Source organism: Amycolatopsis bullii, from assembly GCF_014654205.1.
Lineage (GTDB): Bacteria > Actinomycetota > Actinomycetes > Mycobacteriales > Pseudonocardiaceae > Amycolatopsis > Amycolatopsis plumensis.
In genome coordinates this window covers 21,502-40,438 of the sequence record NZ_BNAW01000001.1, presented here as the reverse complement: position 1 = coordinate 40,438, position 18,937 = coordinate 21,502, and the positions used below count along the sequence as shown (strand labels likewise).

Below are 18,937 nucleotides of genomic sequence, written 5' to 3'. Positions count from 1 at the left end.
TCAGACTCCGGTGATGTGCTCGGGGCGGATCGGGACGCGCGGCAGCTCGAGGCCGGTGGCCGCGCGGATGGCGTTGGCGATCGCCGGCGTGGCCGAGATCGTGGGCGGCTCGCCGACGCCGCGGACGCCGTAGGGCGCGTGCGGGTCGGGCCGTTCGAGCACGTCGACCCGCATCGGCGGCATGTCGAGGATGGTCGGGATGAGGTAGTCGGTGAACGAGGGGTTCCGCACCTTGCCGCGCTCGACCAGGATTTCCTCCATCACGGCGAGCCCGAGGCCCTGCGCCGAGCCGCCCTGGATCTGGGCGACGACGGCGTCGGGGTTCATCGCCTTCCCGACGTCCTGGGCGCAGTCGAGCTGCACCACCTTGACCAGGCCGAGGTCCAGGTCGACGTCGACGACCGCGCGGTGGGCGGAGAAGCCGTATTGGACGTGGGCGTCGCCCTGGCCGGTCTCGGGGTCCAGGGGGTAGGTCGGGCGGTGGTGGAACTCGCGGGTCTCCTCGATCGCCGTGTCGCCGAGCAGTTCGGCCAGGTCGGCGACGACTTCGCCGTCGGCCGCGACCACCTTGCCCCCGGCGAGGGTCATGCCCGCGGCGGGCACGCCGAGGCGGCGGTAGACCGCCTCCGCGACCGCCCGGCAGGCGTTGCGGACCGCGCCGCCGGTGACGTAGGTCTGCCGGGACGCCGAGCTGGAGCCCGCGTCGCCGACGCTCGTGTCGGCCGGGTGCACGCTCACCCGCGGCACGCCCAGCTCGGTGCGGGCGATCTGCTGCTGCAGCGTCACCAGGCCCTGGCCGACCTCCGCGGCGGCGGTGTGCACCATCGCCACCGCTTCACCGCCGATCACCTCCAGCCGGACGCGGGCGGTCGAGTAGTCGTCGAGGCCTTCGGCGTAGGAGATGTTCTTGATCGTCACGCCGTAGCCGACCCCGCGCACGACACCTTCGCCGTGGGTGGTGTTGGACGCGCCGCCCGGGAGCTCCCGGATGTCGCGTGCGCCGGTGGGCTCGGGTGGGAGCGGCAGGTCGCGGACCCGTTGGACGAGTTCGGCCACCGGCGCCGGGAAGTCGACCACCTGCCCGGTGACCACAGTGGACCCTTCGCTCAGCGCGTTGCGGATCCGCAGCTCGGCAGGGTCCATGCCCAGTGCGGCGGCCAGTTTGTCCATCTGGGACTCGTAGGCGTAGGTCGGCTGCACCGCGCCGAGCCCGCGCATGGCGCCGCAGGTCGGGTTGTTCGTGTAGACACCCCAGCCCTCGATGTGGGCGTTCGGGACGTCGTAGGGCCCGACGCTCAGCGTGGTGCCGTTGCCGACCACGACCGGGGTCTTGGACGCGTACGCGCCGCCGTCGAAATACAACTTCGCGCGGACGTAAACGAGCTTGCCGTCCTTCGTGGCCCCGTGCTCGTAGTACATCTTCGCCGGGTGGCGGTGGACGTGCCCGAAGAACGATTCCAGGCGGTTGTAGCTCATCTTCACCGGGCGGCCGGTGCGCAGGGCCAGCATGCACGAGTGGATCTGCATGGACAGGTCCTCGCGGCCGCCGAACGCGCCGCCGACCCCGGACAGCGTCAGCCGCACCTTCTCCAGGGGCAGGCCGAGCGCCTTCGCCGTCTGGCGCTGGTCGACGTGCAGCCACTGGGTGGCCAGGTAGAGGTCGACGCCGCCGTCCTCGGCGGGGACCGCGAGCCCGGACTCCGGCCCGAGGAACGCCTGGTCCTGCATGCCGATCTCGTAGACACCGGACACCACGACGTCCGCGGTGGCGGCCGGGTCGCCCTTGACGATCCGCTGGTGCCGCACCAGGTTCCCGCCCGGGTGCAGCTTCGGCAGGCTGTCGTCGTGGGCGGCCCGCTCGGGGTCGGTGATCGGCTCGAGGACGTCGTACTCGACGACGATCTCCTTGAGCGCCTGCCGCGCGATCTCCGGGTGGTCGGCGGCCAGGATGGCGACCGGTTCGCCCTGGTAGCGGACCAGGCCGTCGGCCAGCGCCGGGGTGTCCTGGTACTTGAGGCCGTAGACGTTCTCGCCGGGAACGTCCTCGTGCGTCAGCACCGCGTGCACGCCCGGCTGGGCCAGCGCGCGGGAGACGTCGAGGCGGACGATCCGGGCGTGCGGGTGCGGGCTGCGCAGGGTCGCGCCCCACAGCATGTCCTCGTGCCACAGGTCCGAGGAGTAGGCGAACTCGCCGCGTACCTTGAGCGTCCCGTCCGGACGCAGCGGGCTCTCGCCGATGCCGCCGGCGATCGTGTCGTGCAGTTCCTGCGGGGACCGGGCCGGGGCGCTCATCGGACGGCCTTCCTCGCGGCGGCGTCGCGGACGGCGTCGAGGATCTTCTCGTAGCCGGTGCAGCGGCAGAGGTTGCCGGCGAGGGCCTCGCGGATCTCGACGTCGGTGGGGTCGGGCGTGCGCTCGATCAGGTCGTGCGCGGCCACCAGCAGGCCGGGCGTGCAGAACCCGCACTGGACGGCGCCGCGTTCGACGAACGCCTCCTGCACCGGGTCGAGGGCTTCCCCGTCGGCCAGGCCTTCGACCGTGACGACCTCGCGGCCCTCGGCCTGCCCGGCCGCGACGAGGCACGCACACGCCGGGACGCCGTCGAGGTAGACCGTGCACGAACCGCATTCGCCCTGTTCGCAGGCGTTCTTCGAGCCGGGGAGGCCGAGCCGCTCGCGCAGGACGTAGAGCAGGCTTTCGCCTTCCCAGACGTTGTCCGCCCGGCGGGGTTCGCCGTTGACGGTGACGTTCACGCGCACTTCGCGCTCCCTCCGCAATAATCGGTCCAGGCCCAGGTCAGCGTCCTTCGCGCCATGACCCCCAGGGCATGGCGCCGGTAGGCGGCGCTGCCGCGCACGTCGTCGATCGGCGCGGCCGCCGCGGCGACCAGGTCGCCGAAGCGGCGCTTGACCGAGTCGTTCAGGGCCCTCGGGGCGTCCCAGTCCAGCTCGGCGGCCAGGAACTCCTCCGCTTCGAAAGCCCGGCGCGGCGTGGGCGCGGCCGAGCCGACGCCCGTGCCGACCCGCCGCTGCTCCGGGTGCAGCGCCAGGCCGAACGCGGCGACCGCGATGACCATGGCGTTGCGGGTGCCGATCTTGCTGAACTGCTGGGGTCCGGTGGCGGGTGCCAGCAGCACCGCAGTGATCAGCTCGTCCGGCTCCAGGACGTTGCGCTTGACCCCCACGTAGAAGTCCTTCGCGGCGACGATCCGGGTGCCGCGGACCGAAGCGATCTCGATCTCGGCGTCGGCGGCCAGCAGCGCCGGGTGGGAGTCGCCCGCGGGCGAAGCCGCTCCCAGATTGCCCCCGACGGAGCCGCGGTTGCGGATCTGCGGGGACCCGACGGTCCGCGCGGCCATCGCCAGGCCGGGCACCTTCGCACCCAGTTCGGCGATGATCCGGGTGTAGGGCACGGCCGCACCGAGCCGGATCCGGCCGTCGTCGGTGCCGTGCTCGTGGAGCTCGGCGACGCGGCCGAGGTCGAGCAGGGCGCCGGGACGGCGGTGGTCGAAGTTGAGCTCGACCATCACGTCCGTGCCGCCGGCGATCGGGACCGCACCGGGGTTCGCGGCCTTCGCGGCGAGCGCGTCGGCCAGCGAGGCGGGTCGGAGGAATTCCACTGTGGACGTCCTTTCGGGGCTGCTTCGTCAAGGAGTACACACGCTCGGATGTGGCCGGGGCCACGGCAAAACCCCTGAAAGACGGGTGAATTTGCGGCCCCGGTTTGTACTTTCCGACAACCGCTCGACCCCGGACGCGGAAAGGCCGCCGCACGAGGTCAGGGTCTCGTGCGGCGGCCGTGGTCACGCGGGTGTTACGCGAGCTCGAACTCCTTCACGGCGTCGAGGGCGGCACCCATGGCGGCGTTGCCCTCGCGCTCGATCATGATCTCCACCAGGACCGGGCGGCTGGTGCGCTCGGCCTCCTTGCGCGCCCACTCCAGCGACGTGCGGATCTCCCCCGGCTCGTGCACGCGGGTGCCCGAGCAGCCGTAGGCCTCCATGATCTTCACGTTGTCCGTGCCGATCGAGTCGTAGTGGATGTCGACCTCGAAGTTCATCTCGTACCCGGTCTCGGCCTGCCGGATGAGCCCGAGGTACTCGTTGTTCAGCATGATCAGCACGAACCCGACGTCGTACTGGGCGGCCACCGCCAGCTCCTCGACCAGGAACTGGAACGAGTAGTCGCCGACCACGCCGACGACCTCGGCGTCCGGCCGGGCCTTCTTGACGCCGATGGCCGCCGGGATCTCCCAGCCGAGCGGACCGGCCTGGCCGCACACCTGGTAGTGGCGCGGCTTGTGCGCCTTCTGGAACTGGCCCGACCAGATCTGGTAGAGCCCGATCGCGGTGACGAAGTAGGTGTCCTCGCCGAAGGTCTCGTTGATCTCCTTGAACACCCGCGGCGCCTTGATCGGGAGGCTGTCGAAGTCGTCACGCCGGGGCAGCGTTTCCTTCAGCTCGCCGATCCGGCCGGCCCACTCGCGCCGCGGCGTCACCGAGCGCTTCTCCACGGCCGCCAGCAGCGCGTCGAGGAACTCCCGCGTGTCCGAGACGATCCCGAGGTCGGGGCCGAACACCTTGCCCAGCTGGGTGGGCTCGATGTCGACGTGGATGAACTTCCGGTCGCCGCGGTAGACCGACAGCTCGCCGGTGTGCCGGTCGCCGAAGCGGGCGCCCAGCGCCAGCACCAGGTCGGCCTCGAGGAAGGCCGCGTTGGCCCAGCGCTGCGAGGTCTGGATGCCGGCCATCCCGGCGAACAGCTCGTGGTCCTCGGGGAAGCTGCCCTTGCCCATCAGCGTCACCTGCACCGGGACGTCCAGGCGCTCGGCCGCGGCCCGCAGCTGCTCGCTCGCCTCGCCGAGCACGACCCCGCCACCGGCCAGGATCAGCGGGCGTTCGGCGGCCAGCAGCAGGTCCAGCGCTCGCTCGACCCGCGCGGGCGCCGGGGTCACCCGGGTCACCGGCAGCGGCGAGTCGATCGAGGAGTCCCACTCGATGTCCTGCTTCTGAACGTCGATCGGCAGGTCGATCAGCACCGGGCCCGGCCGTCCGGACCGGGCGATCCGGAACGCCTCGCGGAAGATCCACGGCAGCTGCGCGGCCTCCTTGACCTGCACCGCCCACTTCGTCACCGGCTTGGCGATCTCGACGATGTCGACGGCCTGGAAGGCCTCCTGGTGGAGCTTGGTGGTCGCCGCCTGGCCGGTGATGCAGATCATCGGGATCGAGTCCGCGTGCGCGGTGTAGAGCCCGGTGATCATGTTGGTCCCGGCGGGGCCGGACGTGCCGATGGCGACGCCGACGTTGCCGTTGGTCCTCGCCCAGCCGTCGGCCATGTGCGTCGCGCCCTCTTCGTGGCGGACGATCAGGTGCTCGATCGCCCGGCCCTGTAGGGCGTTGTACAGCGGAAGGATCGCGGCGCCCGGGCAGCCGAAGACGGTGTCGACGCCTTCGCTCTCCAGGACGTCGACGACCGCCTGCATCGCGGGGATTCTGGGCATGTCACACCTCCGCCGGGACGCGGCCCGACAACTGTTCGACGACCTTCAGCAAGGCCGAGTGGTCCAGGGAGCCGTACCCCATGGCGCGGCCGGCGGCGACGAGCTGGGCGACCAGCCCGGTGAGCGGGAGCGCGACGTCGGCCTGCCGGGCGGCGGCCAGCGCGATTCCCATGTCCTTGTGGTGCAGGTCGATCCGGAAGCCGGGCGCGAACTGCCGGTCCACCATGGACTGGCGCTTGAGCTCGAGGATCCGGCTGCCCGCGAGGCCGCCGGCGAGCACGTCGAGGCCCGTGGCAGCGTCCACTCCGGACGCTTCGAGCAGCACGATCGCCTCCGCCACGAGACCGTAGATCCCGCCCACGACGAGCTGGTTGGCGGCCTTGACGACCTGGCCGGCGCCGTGCGGCCCGACGTGCACGATCGTCTTGCCGACGGCGTCCAGGACCGGTTTGGCCGCCGCGAAGTCCTCTTCGAGCCCCCCGACCATGATGGACAGCGACGCCTGCTCGGCACCGGCCTGACCGCCCGAGACGGGGGCGTCGAGGACGCGGATCTTCCGGTCCCGCGCGGCTTCCGCGATCGCGATCGACGTCTCGGGCCGGATGGTGCTCATGTCGATCAGGAGCGTGCCGGGCTCGGCGGTGTCCAGGACGCCGCCCGCGGCCAGCACCACCTCCTCGACCTGCGGGTGGTTCGGCAGCATCGTGATGACGACGTCCGCACCGGCCACCGCGTCGGCGACGCCGGTCGCGGCCCGGCCACCGGCCGCCGCCAGCTTCTCCCCCGCCGCCGGTGTGACGTCGTAGCCGCTGACGTCGTGGCCGGCCGCGACCAGGTGCGCGGCCATCGGGCCACCCATCACGCCCAATCCGATGAATCCCAGTTTCATGCTCGTCCCCTTCGGGTCTTCGGCAGCCAGGCCAGCGACGTCCCGGTGTCGGGTTCCGGGACGTACTCGATCCCGACGAACCCCGCGTATCCCGCGTTCTGCAGCTTCGCGAGGTGCCCGTCGATGTCGAGGGAGCCGGTGCCGGGCTGGTGGCGGCCGGGCGCGTCGGCGATCTGCACGTGCCCGATCCGGGCGATGTGCCGCGTCGCCAAGGCGTCCAGGTCGTCGGAGTTGACTGCCAGGTGGTACAGGTCGGCCAGCAGCCGCACGTTGTCGCGCCCGAGGTCGTCGAGCACGGCCACGGCGTCCGCGGCGGTCTTGAGCGGGTAGCGGTCCGCGCCTGAGAGCGGTTCGAGGACCAGCTGCGCACCGATCCGCGCGGCGGCGTCGGCGGCCTGGTCGAGGTGCACCCGGGCCAGGTCGTCCTGCTTGGCCGGGTCTTCGCCGTCGAGCCGGTTGCCGTAGAGGGCGTTGAAGCTGCGGCAGCCGGTGCGTTCGGCGATGCCGAGGGCGACGACGAGGCTGTCGGCGAACTCGGCCTCCCGGCCGATCCAGGAGACGAGACCCCGGTCCCCCGCGGCCATGTCCCCGGCGTAGAAGTTCAGCCCCCGGAGCCGGACCCCGTCCAGGCTCTTCACGAAGGCGTCGACCTCGTCGCGCGCGGGCACTGCGGAGTCGAACGGCCACCAGTACTCGACGTCGGTGAACCCGGCGTCCCGCGCGGCGGCCGCGCGCTCGAGCAGCGGTACCTCCTTGAACAGGATCGACAGGTTGGCGACGTACGGCAGGGAGTGGCCCTCTTCAGGCATCGCGACCTCAAATTTCGCTATCCGGAATTTTTCTTTCGCATATCGAGAATAGCCGCTGACCTGGGCCGGGGTCAACGCCCGACGGCGAACCCGCGGCAGCCGACACCGCGTCCGGATCTCCCCAACAGACGAAGCCGGCCACCCCTGAAGGAGTGACCGGCTCTCGCGGGTGTCCGCAGTTTCTGTCGACCTCTAAAGCGGACGGACGCGGAGCGCCGTCTGCGGCAGCCTGGGGTCATCAGGCCGGACATCGATGTAGAACAGCGCCTCGTCCACGGATCCGTCGTCCCCGCCCCAGCGGACGACACCGCCCAGATCGGCGACAATTCCGCGGATCGCGGCGACCTGCGGGGCGTAGAAGCCGCCGCGGGAGCCCGGCGGGTAGTGACCCGGCCGGATCCTGACCGCCGTCCCCGAGGCCAGGTTCGACTCGGGCAGTGCCGGGTCGACCGTGGCCGGGGCGTGCCAGCCGATCACGTCGGTGTCGCGCAGTTCGTCCACGTCACAGTGGAACCGGTGGATGACGTGGGCCAGCACCGCGTCCACCACACCGATGCGCAGCTGCACCCCGGACAGCGGCGTGCCCGGCACGGGGCGCGTGTGGACGTTCCCGCGGCCGTCGGCGACCTTTTCCATCTCCCAGCCGTTGTGCGACGGCTCTCCGGTCAGCACGTCGTTCTGCTTCGGCTGCCGGCGCTTGATCTCCTCTTCCCCCTGGTCCGTTCCGGCGTCCGCCGGCGAGGCCGGTGCCAGGACCACGGTTGCTCCGGCCGCCGCCGCGGCGATGAGGAAACTCCGGCGTCGCAAGGGCATCACGTCTGCTCCCCCTTCGTCATCGGTGCCGCGAGATGCTGTTGTAGTTCTCGAGGATTTGGTACAACACCATGCGCTTCCCCGCGTGCTCCTCCGCCTCGGCACCCCAGCCCTGGTAGCGGCGCAGGATCTGGAAGATCTCCCAATCGGTGTAGTCCCACGCGATCGGCCTCAGCACGGTCTCGCCGTCCGGCGAGTTCTGGCCACCCGGCTTGCCGTCCGCGCCCCAGATGTGGATCATCGCCACGGTCCGGAGCGCGTAGTCCTCGTCCTTGACCTGCCGCCAGGCCGCGTAGACGTCGTCATCGTCGGCCGTGTCCCGGATCGTGCCGGTGGCCACTCCCTTGGCGATGCAGTGGTTCCAGGCGCGGATCGCGGTCACCCCGAAGATCTGCGCGATACCCGTCGACGAATCCCTCGGCACGTTCGCCGGCGGTGGCACGCCCGGCGGACGGTTGTGGTACCCCTCGACCAGCAGGTCGACGGCGTCGTCGGCCGCGTCCCAGTGCCGCATCTCCCAGTACGCCGACGCCTGGATCAGCGACTTGCGCATGCTGTACCGGTTCGACAGTTCGGTGATGACGTCGTCGTGGTCCCACACGGTGGTCTGCAGGCACTTCCAGTGCGTGAAGTTCCGCGTGCCGCCGTTGTTCGGGAACCCGATGGACTCCATGTACTTGCCGACGTCGAGTTCCAGCGCCGGGTACAAGTCCGTCGCGAGCCGGGTGTCCGGCACGACGTCCCGTGGCGGGTCGAACGAGTTCTGCCCGGTGTCACGGCCCGAAGCGATATCGACGTCGACGTCGATCCGGCCGTCGCCGGAGCCGATCGTGCGCGTGACGATCTGGTCGTACGCCCAGTCCTCCGGCAGCGCGTAACCCAGGTTGCCGGAGAAGCCCGAGGACATGTCCGAGACGAAACTCGCCGTCGAGTACCCGGCGGCCGCGACCCGCGAGCACACGTTGCGCGGGCCGTAGACCCCCACCAGGTACGGGTTGCCGAGCACGGCCAAGGAGTCCACGATGCCCTTGAAGTGCGGCAGGACGTTGGAGGTCACCTCGCCGTCGAGCGCGTCGAAGTCGACGGCGAAGAAGATCCGCGTGCCGTTCTTGAACCCGTGGTGCTGTGCCGCGTTCACCGCGGCGTCGCCGGCGGCCCGCCCGGCCGCGTACTTGAAGCTGTCCGCGTCGCGCCCGACCGTCTGGTAGATCGGGAAGCACCGCAGGCCGTTGGCGGCGATGGTCTGCAGCTCTCCCGGCTGGATCGGCTTCTCCGGCAACGTGGACGTGCTCAGCGCGGTGAGGTAGCGGCCGACGTACTTGATCCCCTGCGCCTTCAGCGTCGCCGCGCGGGCATCGGTGATCTTGGTGACGCCGTCGCACGCCTCGCCGCCACGGGTCTGGTCGCCGTAGGAAATCAGCAGCGATGCCCAGGTGGCGAAGTCGCCGTCGCCGGTCACCGCGAGCTTCGCGAACGACTGGAACGCCCGGACGGCGCTGCCCACCGAGGAATCGAACGTGCCGGTGAAATCGACCGGCCGCTTGTTCAACGCCAGGGCCGCCGAGAACAGCCACACCCAGATCCCGGTGCTGCCGAGCGAGACGGTGTGCTGCTTCAGGCCGGCCTGCGTGCCGGGACCGAACACGCCGTTGGCGGTCCCGTCGGCCATGCCCAGCTCGTACTGGATCGCGAACAGGACCGACTTGGCCACGTCCCGCGAATGGTGGCCGTCGCAGGGGATGACGAAGAAGTCGCGACGGCCGATGTAGCGTCCGTTCAGCCACTGCTGGATCTCGCGGACCGTCGCCGAGCCGGAGCCGACGGGGACGTAGGCGTCCATGGTCAACAGCCCCTTGAACACCTTCGGTGTCAGGTCGCTGCCGGGGAACACCGTCCCGACGCCCATGTCCTCCTTGAGCTTCGTCACCGCGGCCTGGACGCGGGGACCGTAGGCGCCGTTGATCCCGTCGCCGTCGTAGCCTTTGCAGTACAGCGCCGACTGGATGATCCGGCAGAAGTCCGCCGAAGGCATGGTGCCGAAGTTCAGCTTCGGGTACCTCGCGGTGAGCGTGGCCAACGTCGTCGGCCCGAAGCTGTTCGACACCGGTGAGATCCCCAGCTCCGATTGAAGGGCGCGCGTGAGGGCGTACATGACCTCCCACTTGGTGAGGCCGTCCTCCTCGACCGTCATCCCGATGCGGCTGCCGTAGACGTCGTTGACGAACCGCTGCGCCCGCCTGACCATCTCGTCGGCCATCGTCAGCCGACCTGGATTTCGTCGGCCTTGTCGTTCCAGCCGAAGTCGCGGAAGTCGGAGTAGATGTGGTTCGCGGCCAGGTACGCGTGCTGGTTCGGGAAGGCGGTGACGTAGTTGACCAGCGTGGCACCGCTCTGCGGCCGGTGCAGCGCGGCGCTGCTGGCCATGTCGCGGAAGCCCCAGTCGGCCAGCTTCTTCGTGCCGGACGCGTTCCACTGCAGGCGCCGGCCGGTGTGGTCGATGTTCTCCCAGATGCACACCCAGGTGTAGGCGCAGTCCTCGGCCGCGGCGGGACCGAACCGGCCCGTGGTGGCCGCGAAATCCTGCGGGGTCCGGAAACAGCGCACGTCGCCCACCGCGAACTCGGCGCAGACCTCGGCGTCCGCCCAGCCTTTGCCGAGATCGATGGTCGTGCCCTGGTAGGAGGCCGGCACCCCCACCGGTACCGCGTCCGCGGGCGCCTGGGCGATCGAGAAGATCCCGATCGTCATCGCGGCCAGGACGCCTGCTTTCACCCTGCGCATGTGTTCCCCTCGGTTCGTGCGTTCTCATGAGTTGCCGGACGGATGTGACCTACACGGGTGTTACCGAAACGACCGGTCAAGGGCGCTGGTACCCCTCGCAGGCCAGGTGGTCGGTGTCGGTTTCGTCCTTGAAGCAGGCGCTCCCCCTCGTCCGAGACGACTGCGAACGACGGGAGCTTGACAGCGTTCGCTGCAATCGCGCTGCAGTCTCGCGGAACGTGCTGGTCGGAGGCGCCCAGGCGCCGGTCACCGGTTCTGGACGTGCTGCCAGCCGAAGCGGCCCTTGATGCAGAGGTTCCCGTGCGTCACCGAGCTGTCGTGCGGCGAAGTCACCTTCACGATCTCGTTGTCCTGGACGTGCAGCGTGAGGTTGCACCCGACCCCGCAGAACGTGCACACGGTCGTGGTCTGCTTCTGCCGGGACTCGTCCCAGGTGCCGTCCTCGCGCTTGTCGTACTCGCGCTTGAAACTCAGCGCGCCGGTCGGGCAGACCTCGACGCAGTTGCCGCAGTACACGCAGGCGCTGTCCGGCAACGGGTTCGAGAACTCCGTCGAGATCCGGGCGTGGAAACCTCGGCCGGCGACACTGATCGCGAACGAGTTCTGCCACTGCTCGCCGCACGCGTCGACGCACTTGTAGCAGAGGATGCACTTGCCGTAGTCCCGGACGTACAGCTCGTTGTCCACCAGCGCCGGTTGCGCGACGGTCGCGGCGTCCGGGCCGAAGCGGTCCGGATCGGCCCCCGTCGAAGCCATCCACTCCACCACGCCCGGGGTGGTCGACAGGTCCGTTGCCGACGCGAGGAGTTCGAGGACGACCTTGCGGCTGGTGCGCGTCCGTTCGGAATCGGTGTGCACCACCATCCCGGGCTCGGCCTTGCGCGAGCACGACGGCACCAGCGTCCGGGAGCCCTCGACCTCCACCATGCAGACGCGGCAGGCGTTCGCCGGTTCCAGGGTGTCGCCGTAGCAGAGCGTCGGGATGTCCTTGCCCGCCGCCGTGCACGCGTCCAGGATCGTCGATCCTTCGGGCACCCGGACGGTCTGACCATCCACAGTGAACTCGACCAGCCGCTTCGGGATACCGATGTCCACAATGGTCATTGCAGGGCTCCCAGCCGGTCGATGGCGGATTCGATGGCGTTCCAGGCGGTCTGGCCGAGACCGCAGATCGACGAGTCGCGCATGACCCCGCCGACCTCGCGCAACAGCGGGCGTTCGTCGGACTTGGCCGCCAGGACGCGGCGGATCGCCTCCTCCTGCCGCACGGTCCCGATCCGGCACGGGACGCACTGGCCGCACGACTCGTCCCGGAAGAACTCCGCGATCCGCAGCAGGAACCCGCCGAGGTCGGCCAGGTCGTCGAGGACCAGGACGACCCCCGAGCCGAGCGTCGTCTTCGCCGCCCGCGCGTCCTCGAACGTCAGCGGCAGGTCCAGCTCGTCCGGCCGGACGAACCCACCGGCCGCGCCGCCCAGCAGGATCGCCCGCAGGGTGCGGCCCTCCGCCACTCCCCCGGCCATGGCGAGCAGCTCACGCAGCGAAGTACCGAACGGCACCTCGTAGACGCCCGGCCGTTCGACGTTGCCGGACAGGCAGAACAGCTTCGGCCCGGCCGAGGCCTCCGTGCTGAGGGAACGGTAGGCGACCGCACCCTCGGTGAGGATCAGCGGCACGTTTACCAGGGTCTCGACGTTGTTCACCACCGTCGGCTTGCTGAACAGCCCCTGCTCGACCGGGAACGGCGGCTTCGTCCGGGGCTCGCCCCGGAAGCCCTCGATCGAGTTGAAGATCGCGGTCTCCTCGCCGCAGATGTAGGCACCCGCGCCGCGCCGGATCTCGATGTCGAAGGAGAACCCCTGGTGGCCCATGATGTCCGCGCCCAGGAACCCGCGTTCGCGGCAGACGTCGAGCGCGTTGCGCAGCAGCCGCAACGCTCGCGGGTACTCACCGCGCAGGTAGACGAAGCCCCGGGTCGCGCCGATCGCGTACGCCGCGATCGTCATGGACTCCACCAGCGCGAACGGGTCGCCCTCCAGGAGGACCCGATCCTTGAACGTGCCGGGCTCGCTCTCGTCGGCGTTGCACACCAGGTAGTGCGGTCCGGCGGGCTGGGCGGCCGTGGCCGCCCACTTGCGCCCGGTCGGGAAGGCCGCGCCGCCGCGGCCGAGCAGGCCGGAGTCGGTGACCTCGCGGATCACCGCGGCCTTCCCCATGCGCAGGGCGTTGCGCAGGGCGGCGTAACCACCGGCCGCCCGGTAATCGTCCAAACTGGACGGATCGACCACGCCGACCCGGCGGAGCAGCCGGAGCCCGTCCTTCTGGTGGATCACCGGCGGCGCACCCTCCGAAACCGACGGTGCCCGCCCGGCGGCGAGCACCGCCGACGCGCCGGTGGCCGGGGCCAGCAGCTCGGTCGTCGCCGGATCGCCGGCCTGGAACGTCAGCGCCGCGGGGGCCCGTTCGCAGACGCCGAGGCACGGGCTGCGCAGCCACGTGACCCCGCCGCGCGCCTTCCCCGCGGCGCCGACGTGCTCGGTGAGGACGTCGCACACCGTGTCCGCGCCGTTGACCCGGCAGGCCAGGTCGGTGCACACGTGCACCACCCGCTCCGGCCGCTCCGCCAGCGCGAACAGCGAGTAGAAGCTCGCGACGCCGTACGCGTCGGCGGGCGGCACGTCCAGCGTCTCGCAGATGAGGCTCAGCGCGCCCTGGCTGATCCAGCCGACCCGGTCGTTGACCGCGTGCAGGGCGGGGAGCAGCTGGTCACGGCCGCCGCCGGCGAACCCGGCGACCGCCTCCCGTTCTTCGTGCGACGCGATGGCGTCCAGCAGCTTGAGGTCCACTTCAGACCTCGACCGGGAGCTTGTCGACGCGGATGGCCGCGGCCTTGTACTCGGCGGTCCCGGCGATCGGGCAGGTGGCTTCGATGGTGATGACGTTGACGTCCACCTCGTCCGGGAAGTGGAAGGTCATGAACGCCAGCCCCGGCTTGAGCCCCTTGTCCAGCCGGACGGGTGCGACGATGGCACCCCGCCGGGACGAAATCTGCACCAGCTCGTCGGGTTCGACGCCGAGGGCCCGCGCGTCCTCCGGACACAGGTCGAGGGTCTCGCCCTGCCGCAGCGGGGACGGGAACCCGCCGGACTGCACGCCGGTGTTGTAGGAGTCCAGCCGTCGCCCGGTGGTGAGCCGGATCGGGAACTCCTCGGTGAGCAGGTCGACCGGCGGGCTGTGTTCGAGCACGGTGAACGGCGCCGGGCGGCCGCGTTCGGCCGGGTCCTCGGCCCAGAGCCGGGCGTGCAGGAACGTCGGCTCCAGGGTGTCTTCGGAGTAGCACGGCCACTGGATGCCGCCGAGCTCTTCGAGCCGGGCATACGACATCCCGGCGTGCATCGGCGACAGCGATCGTAGCTCGTCCCAGACCTCCTCGCCGCCGGTGTAGTGCCAGTCGTGCCCGAGCCGGCGGGCCAGTTCCGACAGCAGTTCGATGTCGTCGCGCGCGCCGTCCGGCGGTTCGAGGGCCCTGCGGACGCGCTGGACCCGGCGTTCGGAGTTGGTGAAGGTGCCGTCGCTCTCGCACCAGGCCGCTGTCGCCGGCAGCACGACGTCGGCCAGCTGCGCGGTCTTGGTCAGGAAGATGTCCTGCACGATCAGGTGGTCGACGTTCGCCAGCCGCTTGACCGTGTGCTCGCAGTCCGCTTCGGACTGCACCGGGTTCTCGCCGATGACGTACACGCAGGTCAGATCGCCGCGGTCCATCGCGTCGAGCATCTGGGTCAGGTTGAAGCCCTTGTGCGGCGGGATCGACGAGCCCCACGCGGTGTCGAACCTGGCCCGGACGTCGGCGTCGAGGACGTCCTGGAAGCCGGGCAGCCGGTCCGGGATGGCACCCATGTCGCCGCCGCCCTGGACGTTGTTCTGCCCGCGCAGCGGGTTCAGCCCGGCGCCGTACCGGCCGACCTGCCCGGCCAGCAGCGCCAGGTTGATCAGCGCCAGGACGTTGTCGGTGCCGTTGTGGTGCTCGGTGATGCCGAGGGTCCAGGACAGCTGGGCGCGGTCGGCACGGGCATACGTGCGGGCGAGTTCGCGGATCAGCTCGGCCGGCACGCCGGTGGTCTTCTCGGCGACCTCCGGGGTCCACGGCTCGACCGACGCGGCGAACTCGGCGAACCCCTCGGTGGCGCGCTCGATGAACGTCGTGTTCGCGAGTCCGGAGTGGATGATCTCCCGGGCGATCGCGTGGGCGAGCGGGATGTCGGTGCCGACTTCGAGCTGCAGCTGCCGGTGCGCCCAGCTCGCCGTGCTGGTCCGCCGCGGGTCGACCACGAACAGCTTCGCTCCCCTGTGGACGGCCTTGAGCACGTGCTGGAAGAAGATCGGGTGCGCCTCGCGGGGGTTGCCGCCCCAGATCACGATGACGTCGGCGTCTTCGATCTCCTGGTAGGAGGACGTGCCGCCGCCGCTGCCGAACACGCGAGCCAGCCCGGCGACGCTGGGCGCGTGGCACGTGCGGTTGCACGAGTCGACGTTGTTCGTGCCGATCACCGCGCGGGTGAACTTCTGGGCGACGAAGTTCATCTCGTTGGTGGCGCGGGCGCACGAGAACATCCCGAACGCCTCGGGTCCCTTGCCGTCCAGAGTGCGGCGGATCCCGGCGGCCGCCCGGTCGAGGGCTTCCTCCCAGGTCGCCGGCCGCAGTACGCCGGAATCGCGCACCAGGGGCTGGGTGAGCCGCACGTACGGCTCGGTGTTCCTGCGCTTCACGGGGACCTCCGGTCAGTGCGACCCGACGGGGACTTTGCTGGTGTGGTCGAGCAGGGAGATGGCGGCGTGGACGTACCGCAGGGCGGGTGCGGGCACGCCGGTGAGGCCGGCCAGCTCGACGACCGCGCCGATGATGGCGTCGATCTCGAGGGGTTTGCCGGCTTCCAGGTCCTGCAGCATCGACGTCTTGTGGTGGCCGACGCGCCAGGCGCCGTCGATGCGCTTTTCCACCGAGACCCCCGGATCGCAGCCCGCGGCGCGGGCGATTTCGAGGGTCTCGGTCATCATCGTGGCGACGAGCTCGCGGGTGTCCTCGTGCTCGCACATCTGGGCCATGGTCGCCCGGGTCAGCGCCGAGAGCGGGTTGAAGGCGACGTTGCCCATCAGCTTGATCCAGATGTCGTTGCGCAGGTCGACCTCGACCGGCGCCTTGAGCCCGCCGGCGATCATCGCCGCGCTGAGCACCTTGCAGCGCGCGGAGATCTCGCCGTCCGGCTCGCCGAGGGAGAACCGGGTGCCCTCCAGGTGCCGGATGACACCCGGCTCTTCGATGACCGTCGAGCAGTAGACGACGCAGCCGATGGCCCGCCGGAGCTCGAGCACCGCGGTGACTGAGCCGCCGGGGTCGACGGTCTCGACCCGCTGCCCTTCGAGCGGATGCCCGTGCAGGCCGTGGAAGTACCACCACGGGATGCCGTTCTGCGCGGCGACGATCGCCGTCTCCGGGCCGAGCAGCGGGGCGAGCAGTTCGCCGCACGAGGCGTAGGAGTTGGCCTTCAGGCCGAGGAACACGAAGTCGACCTCTCCCACTTCGGCGGGGTCGTCCGTGACGTGCGGGTGGGCGGTGAAGTCACCGCGCGGGCTGAGCACGCGGACGCCGTGCTCGCGCATCGCCGCGAGGTGGGCCCGGCGGGCGATGAGGTGCACCTCGGTCCCGCCGCGGTGCAGCGCGGCCCCGACGTAGGCGCCGATCGCCCCGGCCCCGAGAACAGCCACCTTCATGATGCGCCTCCTTGATCGAGGACTCGATTGCATACAGTATCCTGGATCCGCACCAAAGACCAGATTGCGAGGGCGTGAAACTCCCGGCGCGGCAAACTCTGGGATTTTGCATACCAAAACCTGTATCCTGATGGCCGATCACCGCTTCCTCCCGACTCGAGGTGTCCCGTGAGCCAGCCCGCTTCCCCGCTGCCCGACCGCGGCCCGACCGGCCGCCGCACGGCCAAGGGCTCGCTCAGCTCGACCGCCGCCAAGCGCGTCGAACGGCCCGCGCCGCTGCGGCAGGTCGTCTACGAGGCCCTCGCCGAACTGATCATCAACCGGACCCTCGAACCCGGCCAGCACCTGGTCGAGGCCGACCTCGCCGAGTACCTCGGCGTGAGCCGGCAGCCCGTCCGGGAAGCACTGCAGCGGCTGCAGAGCGAAGGCTGGGTCGACCTCCGCCCCGCCCAGGGCGCGTTCGTCCACCTGCCCACCGACGAGGAAGCCGACCAGCTGCTGAGCGTCCGCAGCGTGCTGGAGACGCACTCCGCGAAGCTCGCCGCCGGCAACGCGACCCCGGAGGACGTCCGGCAATTGTGGGACCTGCAGCAGGCCGGCATCCAGGCGCTGCACGCCGAGGACACCGAAGGCCTGGTCGCCGCCAACGCCGCCCTCCACGCGTTCATCACGCGACTCTCGGGGAACGCGGTGCTCGCGGAGCTGATCGGTCTTGTCGACCGCCGGGTCCGCTGGTACTACACGCCGATCGCCCGGCCCCGCGGGCGGGATGCGTGGAACGAGCACGACGAGCTGATCCGCGCGATTTCCGACGGGGACACCGAGGCCGCCGAACAGATCATGGCGAAACACACCGAACGGACCCGCCAGGCCTACCACGAACGTCCGGAGGCTCCCCGATCCTGATTGAGGCAGGACCGGGGAGCGGGTAACCGGATCAGCCGCCCGCAGCGGCGGAGGGTCGCGGCACCAGCTCGGTTTCGGCGAGCTGGTGCCGCGGCCGGCCCGGCTGGCGCAGGAACAGCGTCAGCACCGCGGACAGGAGCGCGATGCACCCGGCGAGGATGTACGCGCCGGTGTAGCCCCACGCGCTGATGACCCCGGCGGCGAGTCCGCCGCCGCCGACGCCACCGACCAGTTTCGCGCTGTAGACCAGGCCGTAGTTCGACGCGTTGTTGTTCTCGCCGAAGTAGTCCGGCACGAGCGCGGCGAACAGCGGGTAGAACGCACCACCGCCGAACCCGGTCAGAAACGCGAACACCATGAACAACACCAGGTTGTGCGTGTTCCCGGCGTACAGCACACCGAACTGCGCGCCGGCCGCGATCACCAGCACCAGCGTCAGCGTCTGCCGCCGCCCGATCTTGTCCGACGCCCAGCCGACGACCGCGCGGCCGGTGCCGTTCACGATGGCCAGCACGCCGGCCGAGGAAGCGGCGACGAACGCGCCGAAGTGACTCTCCTTGGCGAACGGCACCTGGAAGTTGATGCCGAACAGCGAGACCCCGCCGATGATCACCAAGCACACCCACATCAGCGGGAGCATGCCGGTCCGGATCGCCTCCACCGGCGTGAACTGGCGGACCGCCGGCGGGTTCTTGGCGAGCGTCTTGACCCCGACCTTGCCCTTGGCCCAGGTCAGCGGGTCGACCTCCTTCGGCCACCAGCTCTTCGGCGGGTCCTTGAACAGGAACCCGCAAACCCCGACGACGACCAGCATGTACAGGCCGATGCCGTCGAGCACCCCGGTGACGTTCTCGTGCCCGAGGAACGCGCTGAACAGGTAGATGAACGGCACCGAGCCGTAGGCGAACCCGCCGTTGACGAACCCGGTCCGCGCGCCGCGCTTCTCCGGGTACCACTTGCCGACCATGTTGATGCAGGTCGCGTACACGAGCCCGGCGCCGGTGCCGCCGAGGACCGAGTACCCGATGAACGCCAGCGTCAGATTGCCGCTGTGGGCGATGGTGAAGTAGCCGATGCCGCTGCACACCGCGCCGGTCAGCATGGCCGTCTTCGCCGACACGATGTTCTTCTCCCGGAGCCGGCCGGCCGGGAAGGCCACCCCGGCCTGGAACACCGCCCAGATGCTCGCCAGCCAGAACGCGTCCGACAGCGACCAGCCGTACTTTTCCTCCAGCGTGCCTTCGACGGCGCCCCAGCCGTATTCGAACACGCTGACGGCCATCATGGCGATCCAGGGCAGCCAGACCATCCAGCTGCGTGAGCGCCCCATGATGGCCTGCGGGGACTCGCCTACCCGGTAAACTCTCCCGTTCTCGTCAGTGATCTCCTGGTACGTGGCTGCGGTCATAAGAGTTCTCTTTCGTCACCGTTGACTCATGTCCCTCTGCTGCCGTCGTGCGGGTGGATC

15 protein-coding genes are annotated in these 18,937 nt (G+C 70.3%); 1 reads left to right on the top strand and 14 read right to left on the bottom strand.

Annotated elements, in window-relative coordinates; all coding sequences use genetic code 11:
• The 13 genes from pucD to IE317_RS00120 all read right to left on the bottom strand — a co-directional run bounded on the left by pucD (position 1) and on the right by IE317_RS00120 (position 16,563).
• Positions 1 to 2,292, bottom strand: coding sequence for a xanthine dehydrogenase subunit D (gene pucD, locus IE317_RS00180; protein ID WP_191305954.1), 2,292 nt, complete (start codon positions 2,290 to 2,292; stop codon positions 1 to 3).
• Positions 2,289 to 2,759 carry a (2Fe-2S)-binding protein gene (locus IE317_RS00175; RefSeq protein WP_191305953.1) on the bottom strand — a complete coding sequence of 157 codons (471 nt, stop codon included), beginning with the start codon at positions 2,757 to 2,759 and terminating at the stop codon, positions 2,289 to 2,291. The genes pucD and IE317_RS00175 overlap by 4 nt, the downstream gene beginning before the upstream one ends.
• The gene (locus IE317_RS00170) at positions 2,750 to 3,619 is read right to left on the bottom strand and encodes an FAD binding domain-containing protein (RefSeq protein ID WP_191305952.1); all 870 of its coding nucleotides are present in this window, start codon (positions 3,617 to 3,619) and stop codon (positions 2,750 to 2,752) included. The genes IE317_RS00175 and IE317_RS00170 overlap by 10 nt, the downstream gene beginning before the upstream one ends.
• A gap of 194 nt (positions 3,620 to 3,813) precedes the next feature.
• Positions 3,814 to 5,502, bottom strand: a complete 1,689-nt coding sequence (gene gcl, locus IE317_RS00165) for a glyoxylate carboligase (protein ID WP_191305951.1) — start codon at positions 5,500 to 5,502, stop codon at positions 3,814 to 3,816.
• Position 5,503: 1 nt separating this feature from the next.
• Positions 5,504 to 6,391, bottom strand: coding sequence for a 2-hydroxy-3-oxopropionate reductase (locus IE317_RS00160; protein WP_191305950.1), 888 nt, complete (start codon positions 6,389 to 6,391; stop codon positions 5,504 to 5,506).
• On the bottom strand, positions 6,388 to 7,200 hold the full coding sequence (locus tag IE317_RS00155; RefSeq protein ID WP_191305949.1) for a hydroxypyruvate isomerase family protein: 813 nt from the start codon (positions 7,198 to 7,200) through the stop codon (positions 6,388 to 6,390). The genes IE317_RS00160 and IE317_RS00155 overlap by 4 nt, the downstream gene beginning before the upstream one ends.
• Before the next feature lie 192 nt (positions 7,201 to 7,392).
• Complete coding sequence (locus IE317_RS00150; protein ID WP_191305948.1) at positions 7,393 to 8,013, bottom strand: hypothetical protein; 621 nt, start codon at positions 8,011 to 8,013, stop codon at positions 7,393 to 7,395.
• A 19-nt stretch (positions 8,014 to 8,032) separates the two neighbouring features.
• The gene (locus IE317_RS00145) at positions 8,033 to 10,270 is read right to left on the bottom strand and encodes a glycoside hydrolase domain-containing protein (RefSeq protein WP_191305947.1); all 2,238 of its coding nucleotides are present in this window, start codon (positions 10,268 to 10,270) and stop codon (positions 8,033 to 8,035) included.
• 2 nt (positions 10,271 to 10,272) lie between these two features.
• Entirely contained in the window at positions 10,273 to 10,794 is a 522-nt protein-coding gene (locus IE317_RS00140) for a peptidase inhibitor family I36 protein (RefSeq protein ID WP_191305946.1), read from the bottom strand.
• A gap of 246 nt (positions 10,795 to 11,040) precedes the next feature.
• Positions 11,041 to 11,898 (bottom strand): 2Fe-2S iron-sulfur cluster-binding protein, encoded by an 858-nt coding sequence (locus IE317_RS00135; protein WP_191305945.1) that lies wholly within the window; start codon positions 11,896 to 11,898, stop codon positions 11,041 to 11,043.
• The gene (locus IE317_RS00130) at positions 11,895 to 13,640 is read right to left on the bottom strand and encodes an NAD(P)H-dependent oxidoreductase subunit E (protein ID WP_191305944.1); all 1,746 of its coding nucleotides are present in this window, start codon (positions 13,638 to 13,640) and stop codon (positions 11,895 to 11,897) included. The genes IE317_RS00135 and IE317_RS00130 overlap by 4 nt, the downstream gene beginning before the upstream one ends.
• A 1-nt stretch (position 13,641) precedes the next feature.
• Positions 13,642 to 15,561 (bottom strand): molybdopterin oxidoreductase family protein, encoded by a 1,920-nt coding sequence (locus tag IE317_RS00125; RefSeq protein WP_191305943.1) that lies wholly within the window; start codon positions 15,559 to 15,561, stop codon positions 13,642 to 13,644.
• A 12-nt stretch (positions 15,562 to 15,573) separates the two neighbouring features.
• Positions 15,574 to 16,563, bottom strand: coding sequence for a 2-dehydropantoate 2-reductase (locus IE317_RS00120; RefSeq protein ID WP_191305942.1), 990 nt, complete (start codon positions 16,561 to 16,563; stop codon positions 15,574 to 15,576).
• Positions 16,564 to 16,731: 168 nt separating this feature from the next.
• Between IE317_RS00120 and IE317_RS00115 the strand changes: the two genes are divergently transcribed.
• The gene (locus IE317_RS00115; protein ID WP_191305941.1) at positions 16,732 to 17,469 is read left to right on the top strand and encodes a GntR family transcriptional regulator; all 738 of its coding nucleotides are present in this window, start codon (positions 16,732 to 16,734) and stop codon (positions 17,467 to 17,469) included.
• A gap of 31 nt (positions 17,470 to 17,500) precedes the next feature.
• On the opposite strand, the gene IE317_RS00110 is transcribed toward IE317_RS00115, so the two are convergent.
• Positions 17,501 to 18,877, bottom strand: a complete 1,377-nt coding sequence (locus IE317_RS00110; protein WP_191305940.1) for an OFA family MFS transporter — start codon at positions 18,875 to 18,877, stop codon at positions 17,501 to 17,503.
• Positions 18,878 to 18,937: the final 60 nt, after the last annotated feature.

Excerpts from the sequence above, each read along its gene's own strand:
- IE317_RS00145 (WP_191305947.1), bottom strand. The coding sequence starts at position 10,270 with ATGGCCGACGAGATGGTCAGGCGGGCGCAGCGGTTCGTCAACGACGTC.
- IE317_RS00155 (WP_191305949.1), bottom strand. The coding sequence starts at position 7,200 with ATGCCTGAAGAGGGCCACTCCCTGCCGTACGTCGCCAACCTGTCGATC.
- IE317_RS00110 (WP_191305940.1), bottom strand. The coding sequence starts at position 18,877 with ATGACCGCAGCCACGTACCAGGAGATCACTGACGAGAACGGGAGAGTT.
- IE317_RS00120 (WP_191305942.1), bottom strand. The coding sequence starts at position 16,563 with ATGAAGGTGGCTGTTCTCGGGGCCGGGGCGATCGGCGCCTACGTCGGG.
- pucD (WP_191305954.1), bottom strand. The coding sequence starts at position 2,292 with ATGAGCGCCCCGGCCCGGTCCCCGCAGGAACTGCACGACACGATCGCC.
- IE317_RS00135 (WP_191305945.1), bottom strand. The coding sequence starts at position 11,898 with ATGACCATTGTGGACATCGGTATCCCGAAGCGGCTGGTCGAGTTCACT.
- IE317_RS00140 (WP_191305946.1), bottom strand. The coding sequence starts at position 10,794 with ATGCGCAGGGTGAAAGCAGGCGTCCTGGCCGCGATGACGATCGGGATC.
- gcl (WP_191305951.1), bottom strand. The coding sequence starts at position 5,502 with ATGCCCAGAATCCCCGCGATGCAGGCGGTCGTCGACGTCCTGGAGAGC.
- IE317_RS00150 (WP_191305948.1), bottom strand. The coding sequence starts at position 8,013 with ATGCCCTTGCGACGCCGGAGTTTCCTCATCGCCGCGGCGGCGGCCGGA.
- IE317_RS00160 (WP_191305950.1), bottom strand. The coding sequence starts at position 6,391 with ATGAAACTGGGATTCATCGGATTGGGCGTGATGGGTGGCCCGATGGCC.